Origin of the sequence: Streptomyces sp. NPDC048370, from assembly GCF_043200825.1 — a bacterium.
GTDB lineage: Bacteria > Actinomycetota > Actinomycetes > Streptomycetales > Streptomycetaceae > Streptomyces.
Genome location: NZ_JBICYI010000007.1, coordinates 370875 through 390666, shown reverse-complemented (window position 1 = coordinate 390666; position 19792 = coordinate 370875). Strand labels below are relative to the sequence as shown.

Genomic DNA, 19792 nt, shown 5'->3' with positions numbered 1-19792 from the left:
GATGGCGTCCTGACGGACCCGACACCGGAACACCCGTAACTCGATCGAGCCCGGGGGGGGGGGGGGCCGGGGCCCCCCCCCCCCCCCGGGGGGGGGGGGGGGGGGCGCCCCCCCCCCCCCCCCCCCCCCCCCCTTCCGCGTCTCCCTCTCCGTGTGCGTGTCCGTCCCCTCACCGTCCCGATCCTCGGACAATGGATTGGACAAGGCGGGCCGGGACATACGCATCATGGACGGCAGCAGCCTGCACAAACGTACGGAGGAGTCCCCGTGAAGGTCGGAATCGTCGGAGCCACCGGTCAGGTCGGCACAGTCATGCGCAGCATCCTGGCCGAGCGGAAGTTCCCTGTCGACGAGCTGCGGCTCTTCGCCTCCGCCCGCTCCGCCGGCACCGTCGTGGACGGGGTCACGGTCGAGGACGCCTCCACCGCCGACTACACCGGTCTCGACATCGTGCTGTTCTCCGCCGGTGGCGCGACCTCCAAGGCCCTCGCCGAGAAGGTCGCCTCCCAGGGCGCGGTCGTGATCGACAACTCCTCCGCGTGGCGCCGCGACCCCGAGGTCCCGCTCGTGGTCTCCGAGGTCAACCCGCACGCGATCAAGGACCGCCCCAAGGGCATCATCGCCAACCCGAACTGCACCACGATGGCCGCGATGCCGGTCCTCAAGCCGCTCCACCAGGAGGCCGGCCTGACCGCGCTGATCGCCACGACCTACCAGGCCGTCTCCGGCTCCGGTGTCGCGGGCGTCGCGGAGCTGCGCACCCAGGCGTGCGCCGTGGCCGAGAACGCCGACCAGCTGGCGTTCGACGGCGAGGCCGTGGAGTTCCCCGAGCCGACCGTCTACAAGCGCCCGATCGCCTTCAACGTCGTCCCGCTGGCCGGCTCGATCGTCGACGACGGCACCTTCGAGACCGACGAGGAGCAGAAGCTCCGCAACGAGTCCCGCAAGATCCTGGAGATCCCCGAGCTGAAGGTCTCCGGCACCTGCGTGCGCGTCCCGGTCTTCTCCGGCCACTCGCTCCAGGTCAACGTGCGCTTCGAGCGTCCGATCAGCGTCGAGCGCGCGTACGAGCTGCTCAAGGACGCCGAGGGCGTCGAGCTCTCCGAGATCCCGACCCCGCTCCAGGCGGCCGGGAAGGACGTCTCGTACGTGGGTCGCATCCGCGTGGACGAGACCGTTGACAACGGTCTGGCGCTCTTCCTCTCCAACGACAACCTGCGCAAGGGCGCCGCGCTGAACGCGGTGCAGATCGCGGAGCTGGTCGCGGCGGAGCTGAAGGGCTGACAACGCTCTCCGAGGAGGGGCGGCCGTCCGGGAGGGCGGCCGCCCCTTCGGCGTACGAGCGGCCGAGGACCGGCGGACCGGACCGGCGTCCTGGACCAGCGTTCTGGACCGGCGGACCGGACCGGCGGACCGGACCGGCGTTCTGGACCGGCGGAATTCGGACAACGCGTTCGAAGCCGGGCCTCCGGGTGACAGGATCCGAGCATGACCCAGCTGCCCAAGGGCGCCGACCTCCCGGTGCCCACCCAGGCTCTCCAGGTCGCCGTCACCTGGCAGACCGTCCCCGGCACGCCCGACGTGGACGTCTCCGCGCTGCTGCTCGACGGCGGCGGGCGGGTCCGCGGGGACGGGGACCTCGTCTTCTACAACCAGGGCGAGCACCCCTCCGGCGCGGTACGGCACCTGGGGAAGTCGGCGCCGGGTGCGCCGGGCAGCGCTGCCGCGGACTGGCTCTGGCTCGACCTCGCGCGCGTGGAGCCCGCGATCGGCCGGGTCGTGGTCGCCGCCTCCGCCGACGGCGGGCCCTTCGGGCGGGTGCCCGCGCTGGACGTCCGGGTCATGGACCTCGCGGGCGGGCCCGTGGCGTACTTCGCCGTCGGGGACGCGACCAGCGAGACGGCGTTCGTCCTCGGCGAGTTCTACCGGCGGGACGGCGGCTGGCGGTTCCGCGCGGTGGGACAGGGGTACGCCTCCGGTCTCGCCGGTCTCGCGACGGACTTCGGCATCGTTGTCGAGGCCCCGCCCGCCCCGATCCCGGGCCCCGGCTACGTCCCGCCTCCGCGGCCGGTCCAGGCCCATTCCCAGGCCCCTTCCCAGGCCCACGCGGCGCCCGCCGGGCCCTCGTACCCCTTCGCCGATCCCTTCGCCGATCCCTTCTCCTCCTCCTTCCGGCCCTCCGTCCACCAGGGGCGCGGCAAGGAGACCGTGCACTGCGATCCGGCGATCCCGCCGGGCTGGGCGCTCCTGGAGATCGAGTCGTACCACTCGATCTCCACCACCATCGAGTCCTGCGACTCCTACGGCCGCGCCGAGGACTTCCTGCTCATGGCGTACGAGGACGACGTCCGCGCCCGTACCGTCGCCCTCGTCCCGCCGGACCGGCCGCTGACGCTGCGGGTCGAGGCGGACACCCCCTGGACCCTGCGGGTCCTCCCCCTCAGCCACGCCCGCCGCTTCGACAGCCACATCGAGGGCCACGCCCACGACCTCGTCGTCTACGACGGGCCGCCCGGGGTCCTCGACTTCTCCCACTTCGGCGAGTCCAACTTCACCGTCCACCAGCACACCCCGCCGCGGGAGCCCGAGTACGACGCGCAGGACCAGGAGCTGCTCGTCAACGAGGTCGGCGAGGTCCGCGTCAGCGCCCCCGTGCCCGGCCCCGGGCTGCTGCGGATCGGCTGCGACGGGCCGTGGAAATGTGCGGTGCGGCGCTGAGGCAGGGCGTGGAAGGATGGCCCAAACGTCACGAAACCGAGGAGTTGACCGGGTGCCTGGCACAAACCTGACCCGTGAAGAGGCGCAGCAGCGGGCGAAGCTGCTGACCGTGGACGCGTACGAGGTCGACCTCGACCTCTCCGGTGCGCAGGAGGGCGGCACCTACCGGTCCGTCACCACCGTCCGCTTCGATTCCGCCGAGGCCAAGGCCGAGACCTTCATCGATCTCGTCGCCCCCGCCGTGCACGAGGTGGTGCTCAACGGCCACGCGCTGGACGTCGCCGCCGTCTTCCGGGACTCGCGGATCGCGCTGGCCCATCTGCGGCAGGGCCCGAACGAGCTCAAGGTCGTCGCGGACTGCGCGTACACGAACACCGGTGAGGGCCTGCACCGGTTCGTCGACCCGGTCGACGACCAGGCGTACCTGTACACCCAGTTCGAGGTGCCGGACGCCCGCCGCGTCTTCGCCTCGTTCGAGCAGCCGGACCTGAAGGCGACCTTCCAGTTCACCGTGAAGGCGCCGAGCGGCTGGACGGTGATCTCCAACTCGCCGACGCCGGAGCCCAAGAACGACGTGTGGGTCTTCGAGCCCACCCCGCGGATCTCGACGTACATCACCGCGCTGATCGTCGGCCCGTACCACTCGGTGCACTCCTCGTACGAGAAGGACGGGCAGACCGTCCCGCTCGGCATCTACTGCCGTCCGTCGCTGGCCGAGTACCTCGACTCGGACCACATCTTCGACGTCACGCGCCAGGGCTTCGACTGGTTCCAGGAGAAGTTCGCGTACGACTACCCCTTCGCCAAGTACGACCAGCTCTTCGTGCCGGAGTTCAACGCGGGCGCGATGGAGAACGCGGGCGCGGTCACCATCCGCGACCAGTACGTCTTCCGTTCGAAGGTGACGGACGCGGCGTACGAGCGCCGGGCCGAGACGATCCTGCACGAGCTCGCGCACATGTGGTTCGGCGACCTCGTCACCATGGAGTGGTGGAACGACCTCTGGCTGAACGAGTCGTTCGCGACCTTCACCTCGGTCGCCTGCCAGGCCTCCGTGGAGGGCACCCGCTGGCCGAACGCCTGGACCACCTTCGCCAACGCGGAGAAGACGTGGGCGTACCGCCAGGACCAGCTGCCGTCCACGCACCCGATCATGGCCGAGATCAACGATCTCGAGGACGTGCTCGTCAACTTCGACGGCATCACCTACGCGAAGGGTGCCTCGGTCCTCAAGCAGCTGGTGGCGTACGTCGGCCAGGACGAGTTCTTCAAGGGCGTCCAGGCGTACTTCAAGGCCCACGCCTTCGGCAACACCCGGCTGACGGACCTGCTCGGGGCGCTGGAGGAGACCTCAGGCCGTGACCTGAAGGCCTGGTCGAAGCTGTGGCTGGAGACGGCCGGCATCAACATCCTGCGCCCGGAGATCGAGACCGACGAGAACGGTGTCATCACCTCCTTCGCGGTCAAGCAGGAGGCCCCCGCGCTGCCCGTCGGCGCCAAGGGCGAGTCGACGCTCCGTCCGCACCGGATCGCGATCGGCTTCTACGACCTGGACGCGGCCGGCAAGCTGGTCCGCTCCGACCGCCTGGAGCTGGACATCGAGGCGGCCGAGCTGACCGCCGTACCGCAGCTGGCGGGCAAGCCGCGGCCGGCGGTCGTGCTGCTCAACGACGACGACCTTTCGTACGCCAAGGTCCGGCTCGACGACGTGTCGCTGAAGAACGTGACGGCGCACCTCGGCGACTTCGCCGAGTCGCTGCCGCGCGCGCTGTGCTGGGCCTCGGCCTGGGACATGACCCGCGACGGCGAGCTGGCCACCCGCGACTACCTGGACCTGGTCCTCTCCGGCATCACCAAGGAGAGCGACATCGGTGTGGTGCAGTCGCTGCAGGGCCAGGTGAAGGCGGCCCTGGAGCTGTACGCGGCGCCGGAGTGGCGGGCGACGGGCCTGGCGCGCTGGACGACGGCGGCGCAGGAGCAGCTGCGGGCGGCGAAGCCGGCGAGCGACCACCAGCTGGCGTGGGCGCGGGCGTTCGCGGCGGCCGCGCGGACCGACGCGGAGCTCGACGTCCTCGCCGGTCTGCTCGACGGCAGCGTGACCATCGAGGGTCTGGCCGTGGACACCGAGCTGCGCTGGTCGTTCGTGCAGCGGCTCGCCGCGACGGGCCGCTTCGACGAGCCGGAGATCGCGGCCGAGCTGGCGCGGGACAAGACGGCGGCGGGCGAGCGGCACGCGGCGACCGCGCGGTCGGCGCGTCCGACCGAGGCGGCCAAGGCCGAGGCGTGGGCGTCGGTCGTGGAGTCCGACAAGCTGGCGAACGCCGTGCAGGAGGCGGTGATCGGCGGTTTCGTCCAGACCGACCAGCGTGAGCTGCTCACCCCGTACACGGCGAAGTACTTCGCCGCCATCAAGGGCGTCTCGGAGACCCGTAGCCACGAGATGATCCAGCAGATCGTGGTCGGGCTCTACCCGACGATCCAGGTCTCGCAGGAGACCCTGGACGCCACGGACGCCTGGATCGCGGCGAACAACCCGGCGCCGGCGCTGAAGCGTCTGGTGACGGAGTGCCGTGCGGGCGTCGAGCGGGCCCTGAAGGCCCAGGCGGCGGACGCGGCCGCCGCGTAACTCCTCAAGCAGGACACAGACGAAGGGGCACCCTCCCCCACGGAGGTGCCCCTTCGTCCGTTCGAGTCCGCTCGGCGGGCGGGCGTCGGTGCGCGGCCGCCCGCCGGGCGGAGACCTGGGTCCGGCGGCTCAGCCGCCGAGCGCCGTCCAGCGGGCGCGGAGGTCGGCCGCGCCCTGCTCCGTCAGCGCGCCGTGCAGCCGCATCCGGGCGACGCCGCCGTCGGGGAAGGCGTCCAGGCGGACGTGGGTGACGACGGCCTGCGCGGGGAGCTTGAAGCGGTGCAGGGTGTCGGGCTGGAGCTTGGTCCGGGGGATGATCTCGAACCACTCGCCCGTCTCGCCGTTGCGGCCGTGGAGCGCTGTCCAGCCGGCCGAGTTGCCCTTGAGGTACGCGGTGTCGATCTCGACGGCGCGTACGGCGCCCTGGGCGGCGAGCCGGAAGCGGACCCAGTCGTTGGTGCCCCGGACCCGGCGGCGGCGGTTCTCCCAGCCGTCGTCCATCTTGCGGGAGGTGCCGGGCAGGATGATCTGGGTCGGCGAGGAGTAGAACTTGTCCGACGCGTCCTCGTACACCCCGCCGTTGAGTACGGAGATCAGGTCGAGGGTGCCGAGCAGCTCCAGCCACTCCGGATCCGCGACGACCTCGCCGTGGACGCGAAGGCGCGCGATGCCGCCGTCGGGGTGCTGGCAGACCCGTACGTGGGTGAAGCGGCGCTCGACGTCGATCTCGAAGCCGTTGGCGGCGTGGCCGCGCACGGGGGTGGGCGGGACGAGCTCCTCCCACTTCACGTCGTCGGCGAGGAGCTGCTCGGGGCTGGGCGAACCCTCCACCGCGGCGGCCTGGATCGACACCCGCTGCGGGTAGTTGCCGCGGAAGTGGGCGGTGTCGACGATGATGCCGCGGATCACGCCGGGGGCGCCCAGGCGGACGATCGCCCAGTCGTGGTCCTCGGGGGCGGGGAAGACGTTCTCCGCGTCGGCACCGCGTCGGCGGCGGGTCTCCCAGCCGTCCATGATCTTGCCCTTGTGCCCGAAGTGCTCCGGGTCGAAGACGGCGCGCTCGCGGACGAGGAGGTTCTCGCGCTCGGCGAAGAACTCGTCGTTGGCGGCGACGACACCGCCGCCGAGGCGACGGTCGGCCAGGTCGACGAGCTCGGTGAAGGGGAAGTCACCGGTGCGGTAGTCGGCGTACGGGTCGCCGCCGCCGTAGGGGGCGGCGTCGTTGGCGTGCGGGTCGGCGTTCGCGGCGTTCTCGTCGAGGCTCATGGGTCGACTGTGCGCCCTGGACCACGACCCGGTCCATCGAATGTTTTCGACAGATACTTTCAGCTGTACTGAACGGTTGTGGGTCGGGCGTGGGCTCGGCCGGTCCTACTGCACGGTCTCGCGCTGGACGGCCGCCTGCCGGAGCGCGGCCAGCACCCGGGCCACGGCCGGGCCCTCCTCCGCCCCGCGCCGTACCGCCGCGACGACATGGCGGCGGGGCTGGTCGGCGGAGAGGACCCGCATGACGACCCCGCGCTCGCCGCGCCGCTCGGCGGAGGCCATCCGGGGCACGAGGGCGACGCCCATCCCGGCCTCGACCATGGCGAGGATGGCGGTCCAGCCGGCGGCACTGTGGGCCTGTTCGGGGACGAACCCGGCGGCCTCGCAGGCGGCGGTGGTGATCTCGGACCAGGGTCCTGAGCCGCCGAAGATCCAGGGTTCGGCGGAGAGGTCGGCGAGCCGGAGCCCGGGCGCGTCGGCGAGCGGGTGCTCGGCGGGTAGGGCGACGTCGAGCGGGTCGGCGAGGAGCGGGACCCGGCTGAACTTGGGGTCGCGCGCGGAGGGGGCGTGCGCGGCGAGCGAGAGCGCCAGGTCGACGTCGCCGGTGCCGAGGAGTTCGTACGCCTCCGCCGCCTCGGCCTCGCGGATCTTGACGTCGAGTCCGGGGTGGGCGGCGCGCAGCTGCTGCACGGCGGGGACGACGAGGGCGGGCACGGCCGTGGAGAACGCGGCCACCCGCACCTGCCCGGCCTCGCCGCGCAGATAGCCGTCCAACTCGGCGTCGGCCCGCTCCAGCTGGGCGAAGACGACCTCGGCGTGCCGGAGCACGAGGTGCGCGGCGTCGGTGAGCCGGACCCGGCGCCCCTGCGCCTCCAGGAGCTGGACGCCGAGCTGTTTGGCGAGGTTGGTGAGCTGCTGGGAGACGGCCGAGGGGGTCATGAGCAGCGCCTCCGCGGTCGCGGTGACGGTGCCGCGGTCGCGGAGGGTGCGGAGGATCTGGAGCTTCTTGATGTCCCACTCGGTCATGGGGCGCAACCTACCGGGCGCCCCGCGGGGATCCGTCACGTCCGGGCCTTGGCCCGGGCGCTCGCGAGGGCCACGCCGCCCAGGATCAGGGCCATGCAGGCGCCGCCCAGGAGGCCGAGTTCCTCGCCGAGGAGGGCGTACGAGAGCAGGGCCACGCAGACCGGCTGGAGGTAGTAGACGACTCCGGCACGGGCCGCGCCGATGAGGGCGATGGCCTTGTTCCAGGCGAAGAAGGCGACGGCGGAGGAGAGGACGCCGACGTAGACCAGGGGCCCGACCGTGCCGGCCGTGGGCTCGAAGCCGCCCTGGACGGCGAGGCTGACGCCGTACGCCGGGAGCAGCATCAGCGCGCCGAGCACGAAGGTGGTGAAGAGGAAGGCCAGGCCGCCGAGTTCGGCCGGGCGGCGCTTGAGGAGGGCGCTGTACGAGGCGAAGCTGACCGCCGCCGCCAGCATCCACAGGTCGCCCGCGGTGAGCCGGGTGGGCAGGGCGCCCTCGCCGACCAGGAGCAGCACGCCGACGCAGGCGATCAGCATCCCGGCGACCCGACGGGCGCCGAGCCGGGCGCCGCCGAGGCGTTCGTACACCGCCATGAGGACCGGGGAGGCGGCCATGATCATGCCCATGTTGCCGGCGGACGTGGTGAGTCCGGCCTGGTTGACCAGGGTGTTGTAGACGGTGACGCCGAGCAGCGCGGCGAGGGTGACGAAGCCGAGGTGGCGGCGGATCAGCGCGCGCTGCCGCCAGGTCTCGCGGACCGCGAAGGGGGCGACGGCGAGGATCGCGACGATCCAGCGCCAGAAGGCGGCCTGGACGGGCGGGACGGAGTCGTGCAGGGCGCGGGAGGCGACGAAGCTGCCGGACCAGACGACCGTGGCGACGAGCGCGAGGAGCAGTCCGACGCCCGCGCCCCGCGCGAGGACGCGCGGGGCGGTGGGCTCGGTCGAGCGCTCGGCGGTACGGACGCGGTCCAGGAGTGCCACGGTGTTCCTTTCGGTCGGTGTGGCCTCTACCGTCGCACCGCGGAAACCTCCAGGTCCATCGAAACTTTCCGATCCATTCGTTCAGCCGAACTGAACGATCCGGCCTTCTTCGCACCCGAGACCTCAGGGGTCGTACGGGGGCTCAGCTGGGCGAACAGGGTGGCGCCGAAGGCGATCGCCATGCCGGCGAGCTGCACGGGCCCGAGCGCCTGACCGAGGGCCACCCAGCCGACGACGGCCGCGGTGATCGGCGACAGCGGGCCGAGGAGGGTCACCGAGGAGGCGCTCAGCCGCTCGATCCCCCGGAACCAGAGGAAGTAGGAGATCGCGGTGTTGCCGAGGGCGAGGTAGGCGTAGCCGAGCAGGTTGGTGGAGTCCAGGGCCGGCGGGGCGCCCTCGACCAGGGCGGCGATCGGCAGGATGACCAGACCGCCCGCGGTGAGCTGCCAGCCGGTGAGCGCCAGCGCGCCCACCCCCTCGGGCCTGCCCCAGCGCTTGGTGAGGACGGTGCCGGCCGACATCGAGAGCGCGGAGAGGAGTCCGGCGAGCACGCCGATCAGATCGAGGGCGGCGCCCGCCTTCAGGACGACGAGGCTGACGCCGAAGGCGGCGGCGACGGCGGTGAGCAGGGACCGCACGGTCGGCCGGTCGCCGAGGAGGAGCGCGGCAAGGCCGACCACGAAGAGCGGGCCGACGGAGCCGACGACCGCCGCGACGCCGCCGGGCAGCCGGTACGCGGCGAGGAAGAGGAGCGGGAAGAAGGCGCCGATGTTGAGCGCCCCGAGGACCGCGGACTTCCACCACCAGGCACCCTGCGGCAGCTTGCGGGTGAGGGCGAGCAGCAGCAGCCCGGCGGGCAGGGCCCGCATCAGACCCGTGAAGAGCGGCCGGTCGGGCGGCAGGAACTCGGTGGTGACGAAGTAGGTGGAGCCCCAGGAGATCGGGGCGAGCGCGGTCAGGGCGACGACGGCGGCCTTACGGGACATGACAGGTTCCCCCGTTGTTCGGAGTACGTCCGAGCGACTTGTTGGTAAGTAGCTTAGCAGTAAGCTACTTACTGGCAAGTGGCTTTCCCGTGAGATGCTTTCGCCCATGGATCGCACCGAGCAGCCCGCGCACGACGCCGTCGACGCCATCACCGACCAGTGGGCGGCCGTCCGCCCCGACCTGGACACGCTCCCGATGGCCGTCTTCGGCCGGATCTACCGGCTGGCCGGGGCGATGCGCGGCCGGGTCGACAAGGCGTACGCCCCCTACGGAGGCATGTCGCTCGGGGAGTTCGACGTACTGGCGACCCTGCGCCGCTCGGGTGAGCCCTACACCCTCTCGCCGCGCGCGCTCACCGCGACGCTGATGATCACCACCGGCGGGATGACGGGCCGGCTCGACAAGCTGGAGAAGGCAGGACTGCTCAGCCGCAGCCCCGATCCGAACGACCGGCGCGGACTGCGGGTGACGCTCAGCGAGCGCGGGAAGGAGCTGGTGGACCAGGCCGTCGGCGCCGGTCTCGCGCAGCAGCGGGAGGCGCTGGAGAGCGCGCTCACGCCCGAGGAGGCGGAGCAGCTGGCGGGGCTGCTGCGCAAGCTCCTGGCGACGACGGTGGTGTGAACGGGCGCGTCGGCCGGTGGCCGGACACGCACGAGGGCGCCGCGCCGGTACGTGAGTACCGGCGCGGCGCCCTCATGAAGCGATGGGGCCTCAGGCCTTCTTGGACTTGTCGAGCACCATCACGAGACCGGCGATCACCAGGAACAGCACGATCGGCGCGGCCACGAAGAGACCGAGGGTCTCGACGACACTCAGCTTGGGGGCCGGGTCGTCACCGTCGTCGCGGGTCAGCGCGAGCGCGGGGGACGACATGAGCAGCATCATCAGCGTCGTACCGGCCGCGACAGCACCGGCGCGCAGGGCGTTCTTCTTGTCCACGGTGCAAACGTAGCGAACACCTAAACGGGGCGCGCGTCCGGGGGTGCCGTACGGACGCCCCCCAGGGTTCCGAAGATCTCGAGGAGGCGGTGCGCGCGGGGCGAGGCGGCCAGCTGCTCCAGGGTCATCGGCTGGCCCTCCGGGCCAGCCACCGGCAGCCGCCAGTTGGGGTACTGGTCCCAGGTCCCCGGCAGGTTCTGCGGCCGCCGGTCCCCCACCGCGTCGGGCAGCCACACCCCGACCATCGCGGCCGGGGTCCGCAGCAGGAACCGGTGGACGGCCCGGACCTCGGCCTCCTCGTCGCCCGGGCCCTCCGGCAGCAGCCCGAGCCGCTCCAGGTACGTCAGCCACCCGCCGACCTCCGACGCGTCCAGGGCGCGCTCGCGCCCCAGGTCGCCGGTGAGCAGCCCGAGCCGGTGGCGCAGGGCGACGTGGTCGCCGGAGAGCCGGGCGGCGGTGGAGGGCAGGTCGTGCGTGGTGGCCGTGGCCACGCAGTCGGTGCGCCACTCCTCGGGGGCCAGCGGCCGGCCCGTGCCCGACCAGTCCCGTTCGAACCAGAGCACGGACGTGCCGAGCACCCCGCGCCGCGCGAGCCGTTCGCGCACGCCGGGCTCGACCGTGCCGAGGTCCTCGCCGATGACGACCGCGCCGGCCCGGTGGGCCTCCAGGGCGAGGACCGCGAGCATCGCCTCGGAGTCGTAGCGGACGTAGGTGCCCTCGGTGGGCTCGCGGCCCTCGGGGACCCACCAGAGCCGGAACAGGCCCATCACATGGTCGATCCGCAGCGCGCCCGCGTGCCGCACCAGCTCCCGCAGCAGGCCGCGGTACGGGGCGTAGCCGGAGGCGGCGAGGGCGTCCGGGCGCCACGGCGGCAGACCCCAGTCCTGGCCGCGCGAGTTGAAGGCGTCGGGCGGGGCGCCGACGGACATGCCGGCGGCGAACGCGTCCTGCTGCGCCCAGGCGTCGGAACCGTCGGGATGGACGCCGACCGCGAGGTCGTGGACGATCCCGACCGCCATCCCGGCCTCCCGCGCGGCCGCGCTCGCGGCGGCCAGCTGGCGGTCCGTCAGCCAGGCGAGGCGGCAGTGGAGGTCGACCCGGGCCGTCAGCTCGTCGTCGGCGCGGACGGCCTCGGCGGCCGACCGCGGATCGCGCAGCTCCTCGGGCCAGGACCGCCAGTGGTGCCCGTGCCGCTCGGCGAGGGCACAGTAGGTGGCGTGGTCCTCCAGGGCGCGGCCCCGCTCGGCGAGGAAGTCGCGGTACTCGGCGCGCCGGCCGGGGCCGAGCTCCACCGTCGCCACGAGCTCCAGGGCGCGCCGCTTGACCTCCCACACCGCGTCCCGGTCGATCAACGCGCCCTTGCGCAGCACCCGTTCGCGCAGCTCGGCGGCGTCGGCGCGGATCGCGTCCAGGCGGTCGCCGTGCTCCGGGCCCACGAAGCCGTACTCCGGGACGTCCTCGATCCGCAGATGGACGGGATCGGGGAAGCGACGGGAGGACGGGCGGTACGGGGAGGGGTCGGTGGGCGCCCCGGGCACGGCCGCGTGCAAGGGGTTGACCTGGACGAACCCGGCGCCGTGCGTCCGGCCCGCCCAGGTGGCGAGTTCGCGCAGGTCGCCGAGGTCGCCCATGCCCCAGGAGCGGGCCGAGAGGACCGAGTACAGCTGGGCGAGCAGCCCGAAGACCCGGCGCTCGGGCCGGGGCACGCGCGCGGGGGCGACGATCAGCGTGCCGGTGTCGCCGCGCCCGTCGGGGGTCAGCGCCTCGACGCGGTGGACGCCGAGCGGCAGTCCCTCCCAGTCGGGCCCCTCCACCGCCTCGCCCGACTCGGTCGTCACGCGGAGCCGGGTGCCGGGCGGAAGGCCCTCGGGCGCGTGCGCGGGGCCGTCCTGCCACCGCACCAGCGTGGGCGGGAGCAGCCGGGCCTCCTCGGCCCTTCGCGCCGCTTCCAGGGCGGCGGCGACCGCCTCCGGCGTACCGGCGTCGACGTCGAGGGCGGCGAGCACGGCCACGACCGTGGCGTCGGGCACCTGGACGGTGACGCCCTCGGACGGCTCGTACGCGGTGGCGACGCCGTGGAGGGCGGCGAGGCGGGCCAGGGTCACTTCACACTCCAGAGGGTCTGGTCGGTGGTGGCGGCCGGCCCGGCGGCCCGGGGGTCACGTGCCGGAGGTCACATGCCGGGGGACTCCGTGCCGCCCGGGTTCCAGGGGGCGGTGGGTTCGCTGGTGAGCGGGGCCGCCGAGGTCAGGGGCGGCTCGCTGGTGAGGGGCGCGGCGTCGGCGAGGGGCGGCTCGCTGGTCAGCGGTGCGGCGTCGGCGAGAGGCGGCTCGCTGGTCAGCGGGCCCTGTTTCGGTACGGGTATCTCGGTGATGTGGGGGGTGGTCACGGTCACGGGGGGTCTCCCGGCTTCGTCTCGACAGGTGGAACGACCAAGCCCTACCCACCGCACCCCGTTTTACCGGCGGAAGTTGGCGGAGCGACTCCACCTCGCCGAAAGCGGGGTGGGCAAACCCGACACATCGGCCACGCGCATTGACACCTCCGCCGGACGGGTGGTGGGCTCGTGACCCACTCGTGACCAACGGGGGAGCAGAGAGGGGTTCCCGTGCACCTGGGGCGCAGGAAGCGGACGGCGACGGCCGTGGCCGCCGCGGTGATCGGCGGGCTCCTCGGCGGCGGCGCCCCCGGGGTCGCCCAGGCCGCCCCGGTCTCCCCCGTCACCACCCCCGACGTACCCCAGAGCCCGGCCGAGCCCGCCGTGTGGCCGCGCCCGCAGTCCCTGCGGGTCGCCGGTCCCGCCGTGGCGCTCGGCGGCGAGGTGACGCTGCTCGCGGACCCCGACTCGGACCCGTACGCCGTCGCCGAGCTGCGCGAGGTGCTGCGGGCGGCGGGCGTACGGACCGTCCACACGACCCTGCCGGGCGGCGGGACCGTGCTCCGCATGGGCTCCGCCGCCTCCCGGGACGCCCTGCGGGCGCTGCGCGTGGCCGAGCGGGGCGACCTGCCGCGCGGCGGCTACCGGCTCGCGACGGGCCGCTTCCAGGGCCGGGACACCGTCGCCCTGGACGGCGTCGGCACGGACGGGCTCTTCCACGGCGTCCAGACACTGCGTCAGCTGATCGAGGGTCATGCGGCCGAGGACCGCCGGATTCCCGGTGTCGTCGTCCGCGACTGGCCCGGCACCGCCGTGCGCGGCCTCACCGAGGGTTTCTACGGACGGCCCTGGAGCCACGAACAGCGGCTCGCCCAGCTCGACTTCATGGGACGCACCAAGCAGAACCGGTACCTCTACGCACCCGGCGACGACCCGTACCGCCAGACCCAGTGGCGCGAGCCGTACCCCGCCGAGCGGCGCGCCGAGTTCCGCGCGCTCGCCGAGCGGGCCCGCGCCAACCACGTGACCCTCGCCTGGGCCGTGGCGCCCGCCCAGTCCATGTGTCTGGCGTCGGACGCCGACGTGAAGGCTCTCACCCGCAAGATCGACGCGATGTGGGCGCTGGGGGTGCGCTCCTTCCAGCTCCAGTTCCAGGACGTCAGCTACAGCGAGTGGCACTGCTCGAAGGACAAGGAGACCTTCGGCCGCGGGCCCGAGGCCGGCGCGACCGCCCACGCGCGCGTGGCGAACGCGGTGGCCCGGCACCTGGCCGACCGTCACCCGGACGCGGAGCCGCTCACGGTCATGCCGACGGAGTACTACCAGGACGGCGCGACCGCCTACCGCACGGCGCTCGCCGCCGGCCTCGACGACGGGGTGCAGGTCGCCTGGACCGGTGTCGGCGCCGTCCCGCGCACCATCAGCGGGCGCGACCTGGCCGGTGCCCGGCACGCGCTGGGCCACCCGCTGGTCACGATGGACAACTACCCGGTCAACGACTACGCCCAGGACCGGCTCTTCCTCGGCCCCGCCATGGGCCGCGAGCCGGCCGTCGCGTCCGGTTCGGCCGCGTTCCTCGCCAACGCCATGGAGCAGCCGGCGGCCTCCCGCATACCGCTGTTCACCGCCGCCGACTACGCCTGGAACCCGAAGGGTTACCGGCCGCAGGAGTCTTGGCGCGCCGCCGTCGACGACCTGGCGGGCCCGAACCCGGCCGCCCGCGAGGCGCTGCGGGCCCTCGCCGGCAACGACGCCTCCTCGCTCCTCGACCCGGCGGGCGAGTCGGCGTACCTGAAGCCGCTGATGACCGCGTTCTGGACCACCCGTACGTCCCCGGACACGGCGGTACGGGAGAAGGCGGCGCGCGAGCTGCGCGCGGCGTTCACCGTGATGCGGGAGGCACCGGGGCGGCTCGCGGGGACCGCCGACGGCGCCCTGGACGACGAGGTCGGGCCCTGGCTGGAGCAGCTGTCCCGCTACGGCCTCGCGGGCGAGACTGCGGTCGACATGCTGCTCGCCCAGGCCCGTGGCGACGGCGCCGCGGCCTGGCAGTCCCAGCTGCGTCTCGAGCCGCTGCGCGAGGCGGCGAAGGCGAGCGGGGCGACCGTCGGCGCCGGCGTCCTCGACCCCTTCCTCACGCGCGCGGTGACGGAGGCGGCGGCCTGGACGGGCGCCGACCGCGAGCGCAGGACCGGGCGGTCGGGGGACGTGGCCGTCGCACCGGACGCGTACACCGTCCGGCTCGACCGCTCACGGCCCGTGGACACGGTGACCGTGATGACGGAGCCCGGTTCGGGCGACTCCGCGCGCGTGGAGGCGTACGTCCCCGGCGAGGGCTGGCGGGCGCTCGGCCCGGTCTCCCCGACCGGCTGGACGCAGACGGACGTGAAGGGGCTGCGCGCGGAGGCCGTCCGGGTCGTCTGGAACGGCGCCGACGGGCACGGCGCGCCCCGGGTGCGCTCCCTCGTGCCGTGGTTCGCGGACGAGCCGCGCGCCGAACTGGAGCTGGACCGCGCCGAGACGGACGCCGAGATCGGCGGGCCCGCGCAGCGGGTGGACGTCCGGCTCGTGGGCCGGTCCGCCGACGAGGTGCGCGGGGCGCTGACGGCGCGGGCGCCGAAGGGCATCGAGGTGCGGCTGCCCAAGGAGGCCCGGCTGCCGCGCGGCACGCGCGCGACGGTGCCGCTCCGGGTGACGGTCGCGCCGGACGTGCCCGCGGGCTCCTACCGGGTGCCGGTCTCGTTCGCGGGCGAGGAGCGGGTCCTGACGGTCCGCGCGTTCCCGCGCACGGCGGGCCCCGATCTGGCGCGCACGGCGACGGCCTCGTCCTCGGGCGACGAGACCCCCGACTTCCCCGCGGTCTCGGCCCTGGACGGCGATCCGGCCACCCGCTGGTCCTCCCTCGCGGAGGACGGCGCCTGGTGGCAGATGGAGCTGACGGGCCCGGCGCGGATAGGTCAGGTGGTGCTGCACTGGCAGGACGCGTACGCCTCCCGCTACCGCATCCAGGTCTCCGCCGACGGCCGCACCTGGCGCACGGCGGCGACGGTCGCCGACGGGCGGGGCGGGCGTGAGAGCGTCCGCATGGACGCGGCGGACACCCGCTTCCTGCGGGTCCAGGGCGACGCGCGGGCGACGAAGTACGGCTACTCGCTCTGGTCGGTGGAGACGTACGCGGTGGCCCCTCCGGTCACTCCCGACGCGCCGGAAGGCCGCCCGGAGCAGCCGGAACGGCCGGAGCCCCCGGAGCAGCCGCAGTAGGACCCGGGCCCCCGACACGCCCGGACCGTCGGGAGGCCTCGGGGAGGCCCGCCGACGGTCCGGCGAGGACGACGAAGGCCCGGCTCAACCCGTCTTCACGGCCCCCGTGGGGGCGGTGGAGACGGCGTCGATCCGGGCCATCACGTCGTCGGCGCCGTACGGCTGCAAGTACGGCAGCCAGCGTGGGTCCCGATGTCCGGTCCCGATGATCCGCCAGGCGAGGCCGCTCGGCGGCGCGGGTTGATGGCGCAGCCGCCAGCCCAGGTCGTGCAGGTGGCGATCGGCCTTGACGTGGTTGCAGCGGCGGCAGGCCGCCACGACGTTCTCCCAGGCGTGCGTACCCCCGCGGCTGCGCGGAATGACGTGGTCGACGCTGGTTGCGACGCCACCGCAGTACATGCACCGTCCGCCGTCGCGGGCGAAGAGGGCTCTGCGGGTCAGAGGAACGGGCCCCCGGTAGGGGACCCGCACGAACCGCTTCAGCCGGACCACACTGGGTGCGGGGATGACGCGGGTCTCGCTGTGCAGGAAGGCGCCGGACTCCTCGAGGCAGAGTGCCTTGTTCTCGAGGACGAGGACGAGCGCGCGGCGGAGCGGTACGACGCCGAGGGGCTCGTACGACGCGTTGAGGACCAGGACATGCGGCACGGATGCCTCCTAATACGCCGGCGGCGCGTGGCTCGCGCCGGGACGAACTGCTCTCAGTCTCTCCTCATGCCTGGTCGGAGCGCCACCACGTACCGGTAACGGGCTTGGAGTGTTCTCGACCACATCGGCATCGTCCCCTGGTACATCCCCGCGTGAGGTCGGTCTCTCCCTCGAACAGCACAACAGGAGCACTCCTTGTGCCCCGTTAGTGTGGATGTTCGCGTACGCCACGCCTGGAGGTTTCTCGTGCTCTGGTCCGCCCCGCCGACCGCCGACGATCCGCAGAAGGTCCCCGTCACCCTCGACGAGGCCGCGGAGAAGGCGTCGAACGCCGCGGGCTGGGTGGAGGAGAACTGGTCCACCTGGCTGAACACCGGCCTGCGGATCCTGCTCATCCTGGTCGTCGCCCTGCTGCTGCGGATGGCGATCCGCCGCGCCCTGACGAAGCTGATAGAGCGGATGAACCGCTCCGCCCAGGCCGTGGAGGGCACCGCCCTCGGCGGGCTCCTGGTCAACGCCGAGCGGCGGCGGCAGCGCTCGGAGGCGATCGGTTCGGTGCTCCGCTCGGTCGCGTCGTTCGTGATCCTGGGCACGGCGGGGCTGATGATCCTCGGCGCCTTCCAGATCGACCTGGCACCGCTGCTCGCCTCGGCCGGTGTCGCCGGTGTGGCGATCGGCTTCGGCGCGCGGAACCTGGTCACGGACTTCCTGTCCGGTGTCTTCATGATCCTGGAGGACCAGTACGGCGTCGGTGACTCGGTCGACGCGGGCGTGGCCTCCGGCGAGGTCATAGAGGTCGGCCTGCGGGTGACGAAGCTGCGCGGCGACAACGGCGAGATCTGGTACGTCCGCAACGGCGAGATCAAGCGGATCGGCAACCTCAGCCAGGGCTGGGCGACGGCGGCGGTCGACGTGACGGTGCGCCCGACGGAGGACCTGGGCCGGGTGCAGTCGGTGATCGACGAGGCCACGGCGTCCATGGCGAAGGACGAGCCGTGGAACGAGCGGCTGTGGGGTCCGGTGGAGATCCTCGGCCTCACCGAGGTGCTCCTCGACTCCATGACCGTCCGGGTCTCGGCGAAGACGATGCCGGGCAAGGCGCTGGGCGTCGAGCGCGAGCTGCGGTGGCGGATCAAGAAGGCGCTGGACGCGGCCGGCATCCGGATCGTCGGCGGTGTCCCGGCGCAGGCGGAGGAGTCCGCGGCGGACCCGACGGCGGGGATGGCCGCGCCCTCGGTCTTCGCCTCGCCGACGTCCCCGCAGGGCGCGGCGGCGAGCCCGCTGCCCCGGCCGGACCTCGCCAAGTAGCTCTCGTACGACGAGGGGGCCCCGCCGTCAGTGGCGGGGCCCCCTCGTCGTACGAGCTGGTCAGCGGCCGAGCGGGCCGCCCTTGACGCTCGCGACGAACGAGGAGAACGCGGCGACGGAGAGGTCCAGGACCGGGCCCTCGGTGCTCTTGGAGTCACGGACAGGGACGGTGCCGCGCGAAGCGACGAGGTTCGTGGCGACCTCGACGCACTGGCCGCCATTCTCACTGTAGGAAGACGTGAACCAACGGGGGGATTCGGTCGTCACTGGGTGCCCTTTCGTACCTCATTGATCATGGCCACGGAGTCCGCCTGCGAGGGCGCTTCGGCCTGTAGCTGATGGTAGGCCGTCAGCATGGGGAGGACCGAGCCGGTTTCGCGCTCCAGATGGCCTCGTTGAGCGGACTCGGCGTACGACATGAGCGAACGGTCCGCCATCGTCAGCACCGTTATCGGCAAGGTGAACGGCCGCCGCGCGCCCATGGCGAACGGGGCGACCTGGAGCACGGTGTTCGGCAGCTCGGCGAACTCGATCAAACGCTCAAACTGAGCGTTCATCACGGCAGGCTCCCCGATGGACCGACGGATGCAGCTCTCGTCCAGGACCACGATGACGAGCGGCGGTGAGGTCCGGACCAGCGCCGCTTGTCGTTCCGCGACGAGAGCCACCCGCTCGCCCGCTTCCTCGGGCGTCGCCGCTCCGCGTCTGACCGTGCTTTCGGCGATGACAGTCGCGTACTCCGGCGTCTGGAGCAGGCCGGGGATGACACCGACCTCGTAGAGCCGGATCTCCACAGCGCGGCCCTCGTACCCGACGTACTCCGGGAAGCCCTCCAGAAGTGCGCCGTGCCGGATCTCACGCCACTGCTGCTCGAACGAGTCGGCCGTGCCGCCCGTGCCGAAGACACGATCCGCACTGCGCGCGAAGCGAAGAGTCGGCATCTTCCGCGCAGTTTCAACAGCCGAGACATGCGTGCCGGAATAGTCCATGCGCCCGCCTAAGTCCTCTTGACTCCAGCCTCTGGACTCACGTGACGTGCGGATTCGTGCTCCAAAGGCCGCTGCCGGGCTGCCCTCCGGGTTCAGGTCCTTGCGGTTGACCACAACTCCTCCTTCCGTCCTGACATGTTGAACAGCTCCCGACTGTAGGCCAATCTGGCGACCCCTGGTAGTGGAATCACTACAGAGAGGAACGGTCATGCTCGAACCCTCACCCGTCCTCGGCTCATTCGTCGTGGACACCAGCAAGGGAACGAACCGACTCGGAAGGGTGACCGCTCACGACGGCGGGGCCCTCCACCTGCGCCCGCCGGGCGGCGGGACGGAGTGGACCACCGAGCCGGCGAACCTCCGTCCGCCCACGGAAGACGAGTGGGCGCGGATCCGGGTGCTCACCACCCCCGTACCCCCGACGCTCGTCCTCTCCGCCGACCACGGCCTACGCCCCCGCCCCGAGCCGGTCCCGGACTGCCCCGCATGCGCGTCCTTGGTGCGGTGGTTCGACCTCTGCATGGGGACGGGGCCGCAGCACGACGAATCCGCCGCCCTGGACTGCGTGGTGGAGATCCGTGACCACCCGCACAGCCCGCCAAAAATGACGATCAAGGAATTCCCCGCCCCTCACTGACGTCCGGCAAGACCGCTGAGGGGCGGG

17 protein-coding genes are annotated in these 19792 nt (G+C 72.8%); 7 read left to right on the top strand and 10 right to left on the bottom strand.

The features are described 5' to 3' along the window. The first annotated feature begins 267 nt into the window (after positions 1–267). From ACGFYP_RS18795 to pepN, 3 genes are all read left to right on the top strand, one after another. Positions 268–1284 (top strand): aspartate-semialdehyde dehydrogenase, encoded by a 1017-nt coding sequence (locus ACGFYP_RS18795; protein WP_361966056.1) that lies wholly within the window; start codon positions 268–270, stop codon positions 1282–1284. A gap of 204 nt (positions 1285–1488) precedes the next feature. Further along, positions 1489–2718 carry a TerD family protein gene (locus ACGFYP_RS18790; RefSeq protein ID WP_393494308.1) on the top strand — a complete coding sequence of 410 codons (1230 nt, stop codon included), beginning with the start codon at positions 1489–1491 and terminating at the stop codon, positions 2716–2718. A 52-nt stretch (positions 2719–2770) separates the two neighbouring features. Continuing rightward, complete coding sequence (pepN, locus tag ACGFYP_RS18785) at positions 2771–5344, top strand: aminopeptidase N (protein ID WP_393494305.1); 2574 nt, start codon at positions 2771–2773, stop codon at positions 5342–5344. A 129-nt stretch (positions 5345–5473) separates the two neighbouring features. Here pepN and alc read toward each other — a convergent pair whose 3' ends face one another. The 4 genes from alc to ACGFYP_RS18765 all read right to left on the bottom strand — a co-directional run bounded on the left by alc (position 5474) and on the right by ACGFYP_RS18765 (position 9605). Continuing rightward, positions 5474–6610 carry an allantoicase gene (alc, locus tag ACGFYP_RS18780; protein ID WP_393494302.1) on the bottom strand — a complete coding sequence of 379 codons (1137 nt, stop codon included), beginning with the start codon at positions 6608–6610 and terminating at the stop codon, positions 5474–5476. Positions 6611–6715: 105 nt separating this feature from the next. After that, on the bottom strand, positions 6716–7636 hold the full coding sequence (locus ACGFYP_RS18775; protein WP_393494299.1) for a LysR family transcriptional regulator: 921 nt from the start codon (positions 7634–7636) through the stop codon (positions 6716–6718). Between the two features lie 35 nt (positions 7637–7671). Further along, on the bottom strand, positions 7672–8619 hold the full coding sequence (locus ACGFYP_RS18770) for a DMT family transporter (protein WP_393494296.1): 948 nt from the start codon (positions 8617–8619) through the stop codon (positions 7672–7674). Between the two features lie 26 nt (positions 8620–8645). Further along, complete coding sequence (locus ACGFYP_RS18765; protein WP_393494293.1) at positions 8646–9605, bottom strand: EamA family transporter; 960 nt, start codon at positions 9603–9605, stop codon at positions 8646–8648. Positions 9606–9711: 106 nt separating this feature from the next. Between ACGFYP_RS18765 and ACGFYP_RS18760 the strand changes: the two genes are divergently transcribed. Then, entirely contained in the window at positions 9712–10227 is a 516-nt protein-coding gene (locus ACGFYP_RS18760; protein WP_393494290.1) for a MarR family winged helix-turn-helix transcriptional regulator, read from the top strand. A 90-nt stretch (positions 10228–10317) separates the two neighbouring features. On the opposite strand, the gene ACGFYP_RS18755 is transcribed toward ACGFYP_RS18760, so the two are convergent. The 3 genes from ACGFYP_RS18755 to ACGFYP_RS18745 all read right to left on the bottom strand — a co-directional run bounded on the left by ACGFYP_RS18755 (position 10318) and on the right by ACGFYP_RS18745 (position 12940). Continuing rightward, a complete protein-coding gene (locus ACGFYP_RS18755) occupies positions 10318–10545 on the bottom strand; it encodes a hypothetical protein (RefSeq protein WP_361966042.1) in 228 nt (75 codons plus the stop codon). Between the two features lie 20 nt (positions 10546–10565). Next, positions 10566–12650, bottom strand: a complete 2085-nt coding sequence (malQ, locus tag ACGFYP_RS18750; RefSeq protein WP_393494285.1) for a 4-alpha-glucanotransferase — start codon at positions 12648–12650, stop codon at positions 10566–10568. Between the two features lie 68 nt (positions 12651–12718). Continuing rightward, the gene (locus ACGFYP_RS18745) at positions 12719–12940 is read right to left on the bottom strand and encodes a hypothetical protein (RefSeq protein ID WP_393494282.1); all 222 of its coding nucleotides are present in this window, start codon (positions 12938–12940) and stop codon (positions 12719–12721) included. A gap of 213 nt (positions 12941–13153) precedes the next feature. Here ACGFYP_RS18745 and ACGFYP_RS18740 point away from each other — a divergent pair, with 213 nt between their 5' ends. Next, positions 13154–16183 carry a beta-N-acetylglucosaminidase domain-containing protein gene (locus ACGFYP_RS18740; RefSeq protein WP_393494280.1) on the top strand — a complete coding sequence of 1010 codons (3030 nt, stop codon included), beginning with the start codon at positions 13154–13156 and terminating at the stop codon, positions 16181–16183. 84 nt (positions 16184–16267) lie between these two features. Here ACGFYP_RS18740 and ACGFYP_RS18735 read toward each other — a convergent pair whose 3' ends face one another. Beyond that, positions 16268–16831 (bottom strand): HNH endonuclease, encoded by a 564-nt coding sequence (locus tag ACGFYP_RS18735; RefSeq protein WP_315893268.1) that lies wholly within the window; start codon positions 16829–16831, stop codon positions 16268–16270. 246 nt (positions 16832–17077) lie between these two features. On the opposite strand from ACGFYP_RS18735, the gene ACGFYP_RS18730 reads away from it, so the two are divergent. After that, a complete protein-coding gene (locus ACGFYP_RS18730; protein ID WP_393494275.1) occupies positions 17078–18139 on the top strand; it encodes a mechanosensitive ion channel family protein in 1062 nt (353 codons plus the stop codon). Positions 18140–18199: 60 nt separating this feature from the next. On the opposite strand, the gene ACGFYP_RS18725 is transcribed toward ACGFYP_RS18730, so the two are convergent. Next, positions 18200–18406, bottom strand: a complete 207-nt coding sequence (locus tag ACGFYP_RS18725) for a DUF397 domain-containing protein (RefSeq protein ID WP_393494272.1) — start codon at positions 18404–18406, stop codon at positions 18200–18202. Next, positions 18403–19242, bottom strand: coding sequence for a Scr1 family TA system antitoxin-like transcriptional regulator (locus ACGFYP_RS18720; RefSeq protein WP_393494269.1), 840 nt, complete (start codon positions 19240–19242; stop codon positions 18403–18405). The genes ACGFYP_RS18725 and ACGFYP_RS18720 overlap by 4 nt, the downstream gene beginning before the upstream one ends. Before the next feature lie 94 nt (positions 19243–19336). Here ACGFYP_RS18720 and ACGFYP_RS18715 point away from each other — a divergent pair, with 94 nt between their 5' ends. Further along, positions 19337–19765 (top strand): hypothetical protein, encoded by a 429-nt coding sequence (locus tag ACGFYP_RS18715; protein ID WP_393494266.1) that lies wholly within the window; start codon positions 19337–19339, stop codon positions 19763–19765. Positions 19766–19792 lie beyond the last annotated feature (27 nt).

What these genes read in the sequence shown, in the direction of transcription:
- ACGFYP_RS18790 (WP_393494308.1), top strand. Translation starts at nt 1,489, where the DNA reads ATGACCCAGCTGCCCAAGGGCGCCGACCTCCCGGTGCCCACCCAGGCT.
- alc (WP_393494302.1), bottom strand. Translation starts at nt 6,610, where the DNA reads ATGAGCCTCGACGAGAACGCCGCGAACGCCGACCCGCACGCCAACGAC.
- ACGFYP_RS18775 (WP_393494299.1), bottom strand. Translation starts at nt 7,636, where the DNA reads ATGACCGAGTGGGACATCAAGAAGCTCCAGATCCTCCGCACCCTCCGC.
- ACGFYP_RS18765 (WP_393494293.1), bottom strand. Translation starts at nt 9,605, where the DNA reads ATGTCCCGTAAGGCCGCCGTCGTCGCCCTGACCGCGCTCGCCCCGATC.
- ACGFYP_RS18760 (WP_393494290.1), top strand. Translation starts at nt 9,712, where the DNA reads ATGGATCGCACCGAGCAGCCCGCGCACGACGCCGTCGACGCCATCACC.
- ACGFYP_RS18715 (WP_393494266.1), top strand. Translation starts at nt 19,337, where the DNA reads ATGCTCGAACCCTCACCCGTCCTCGGCTCATTCGTCGTGGACACCAGC.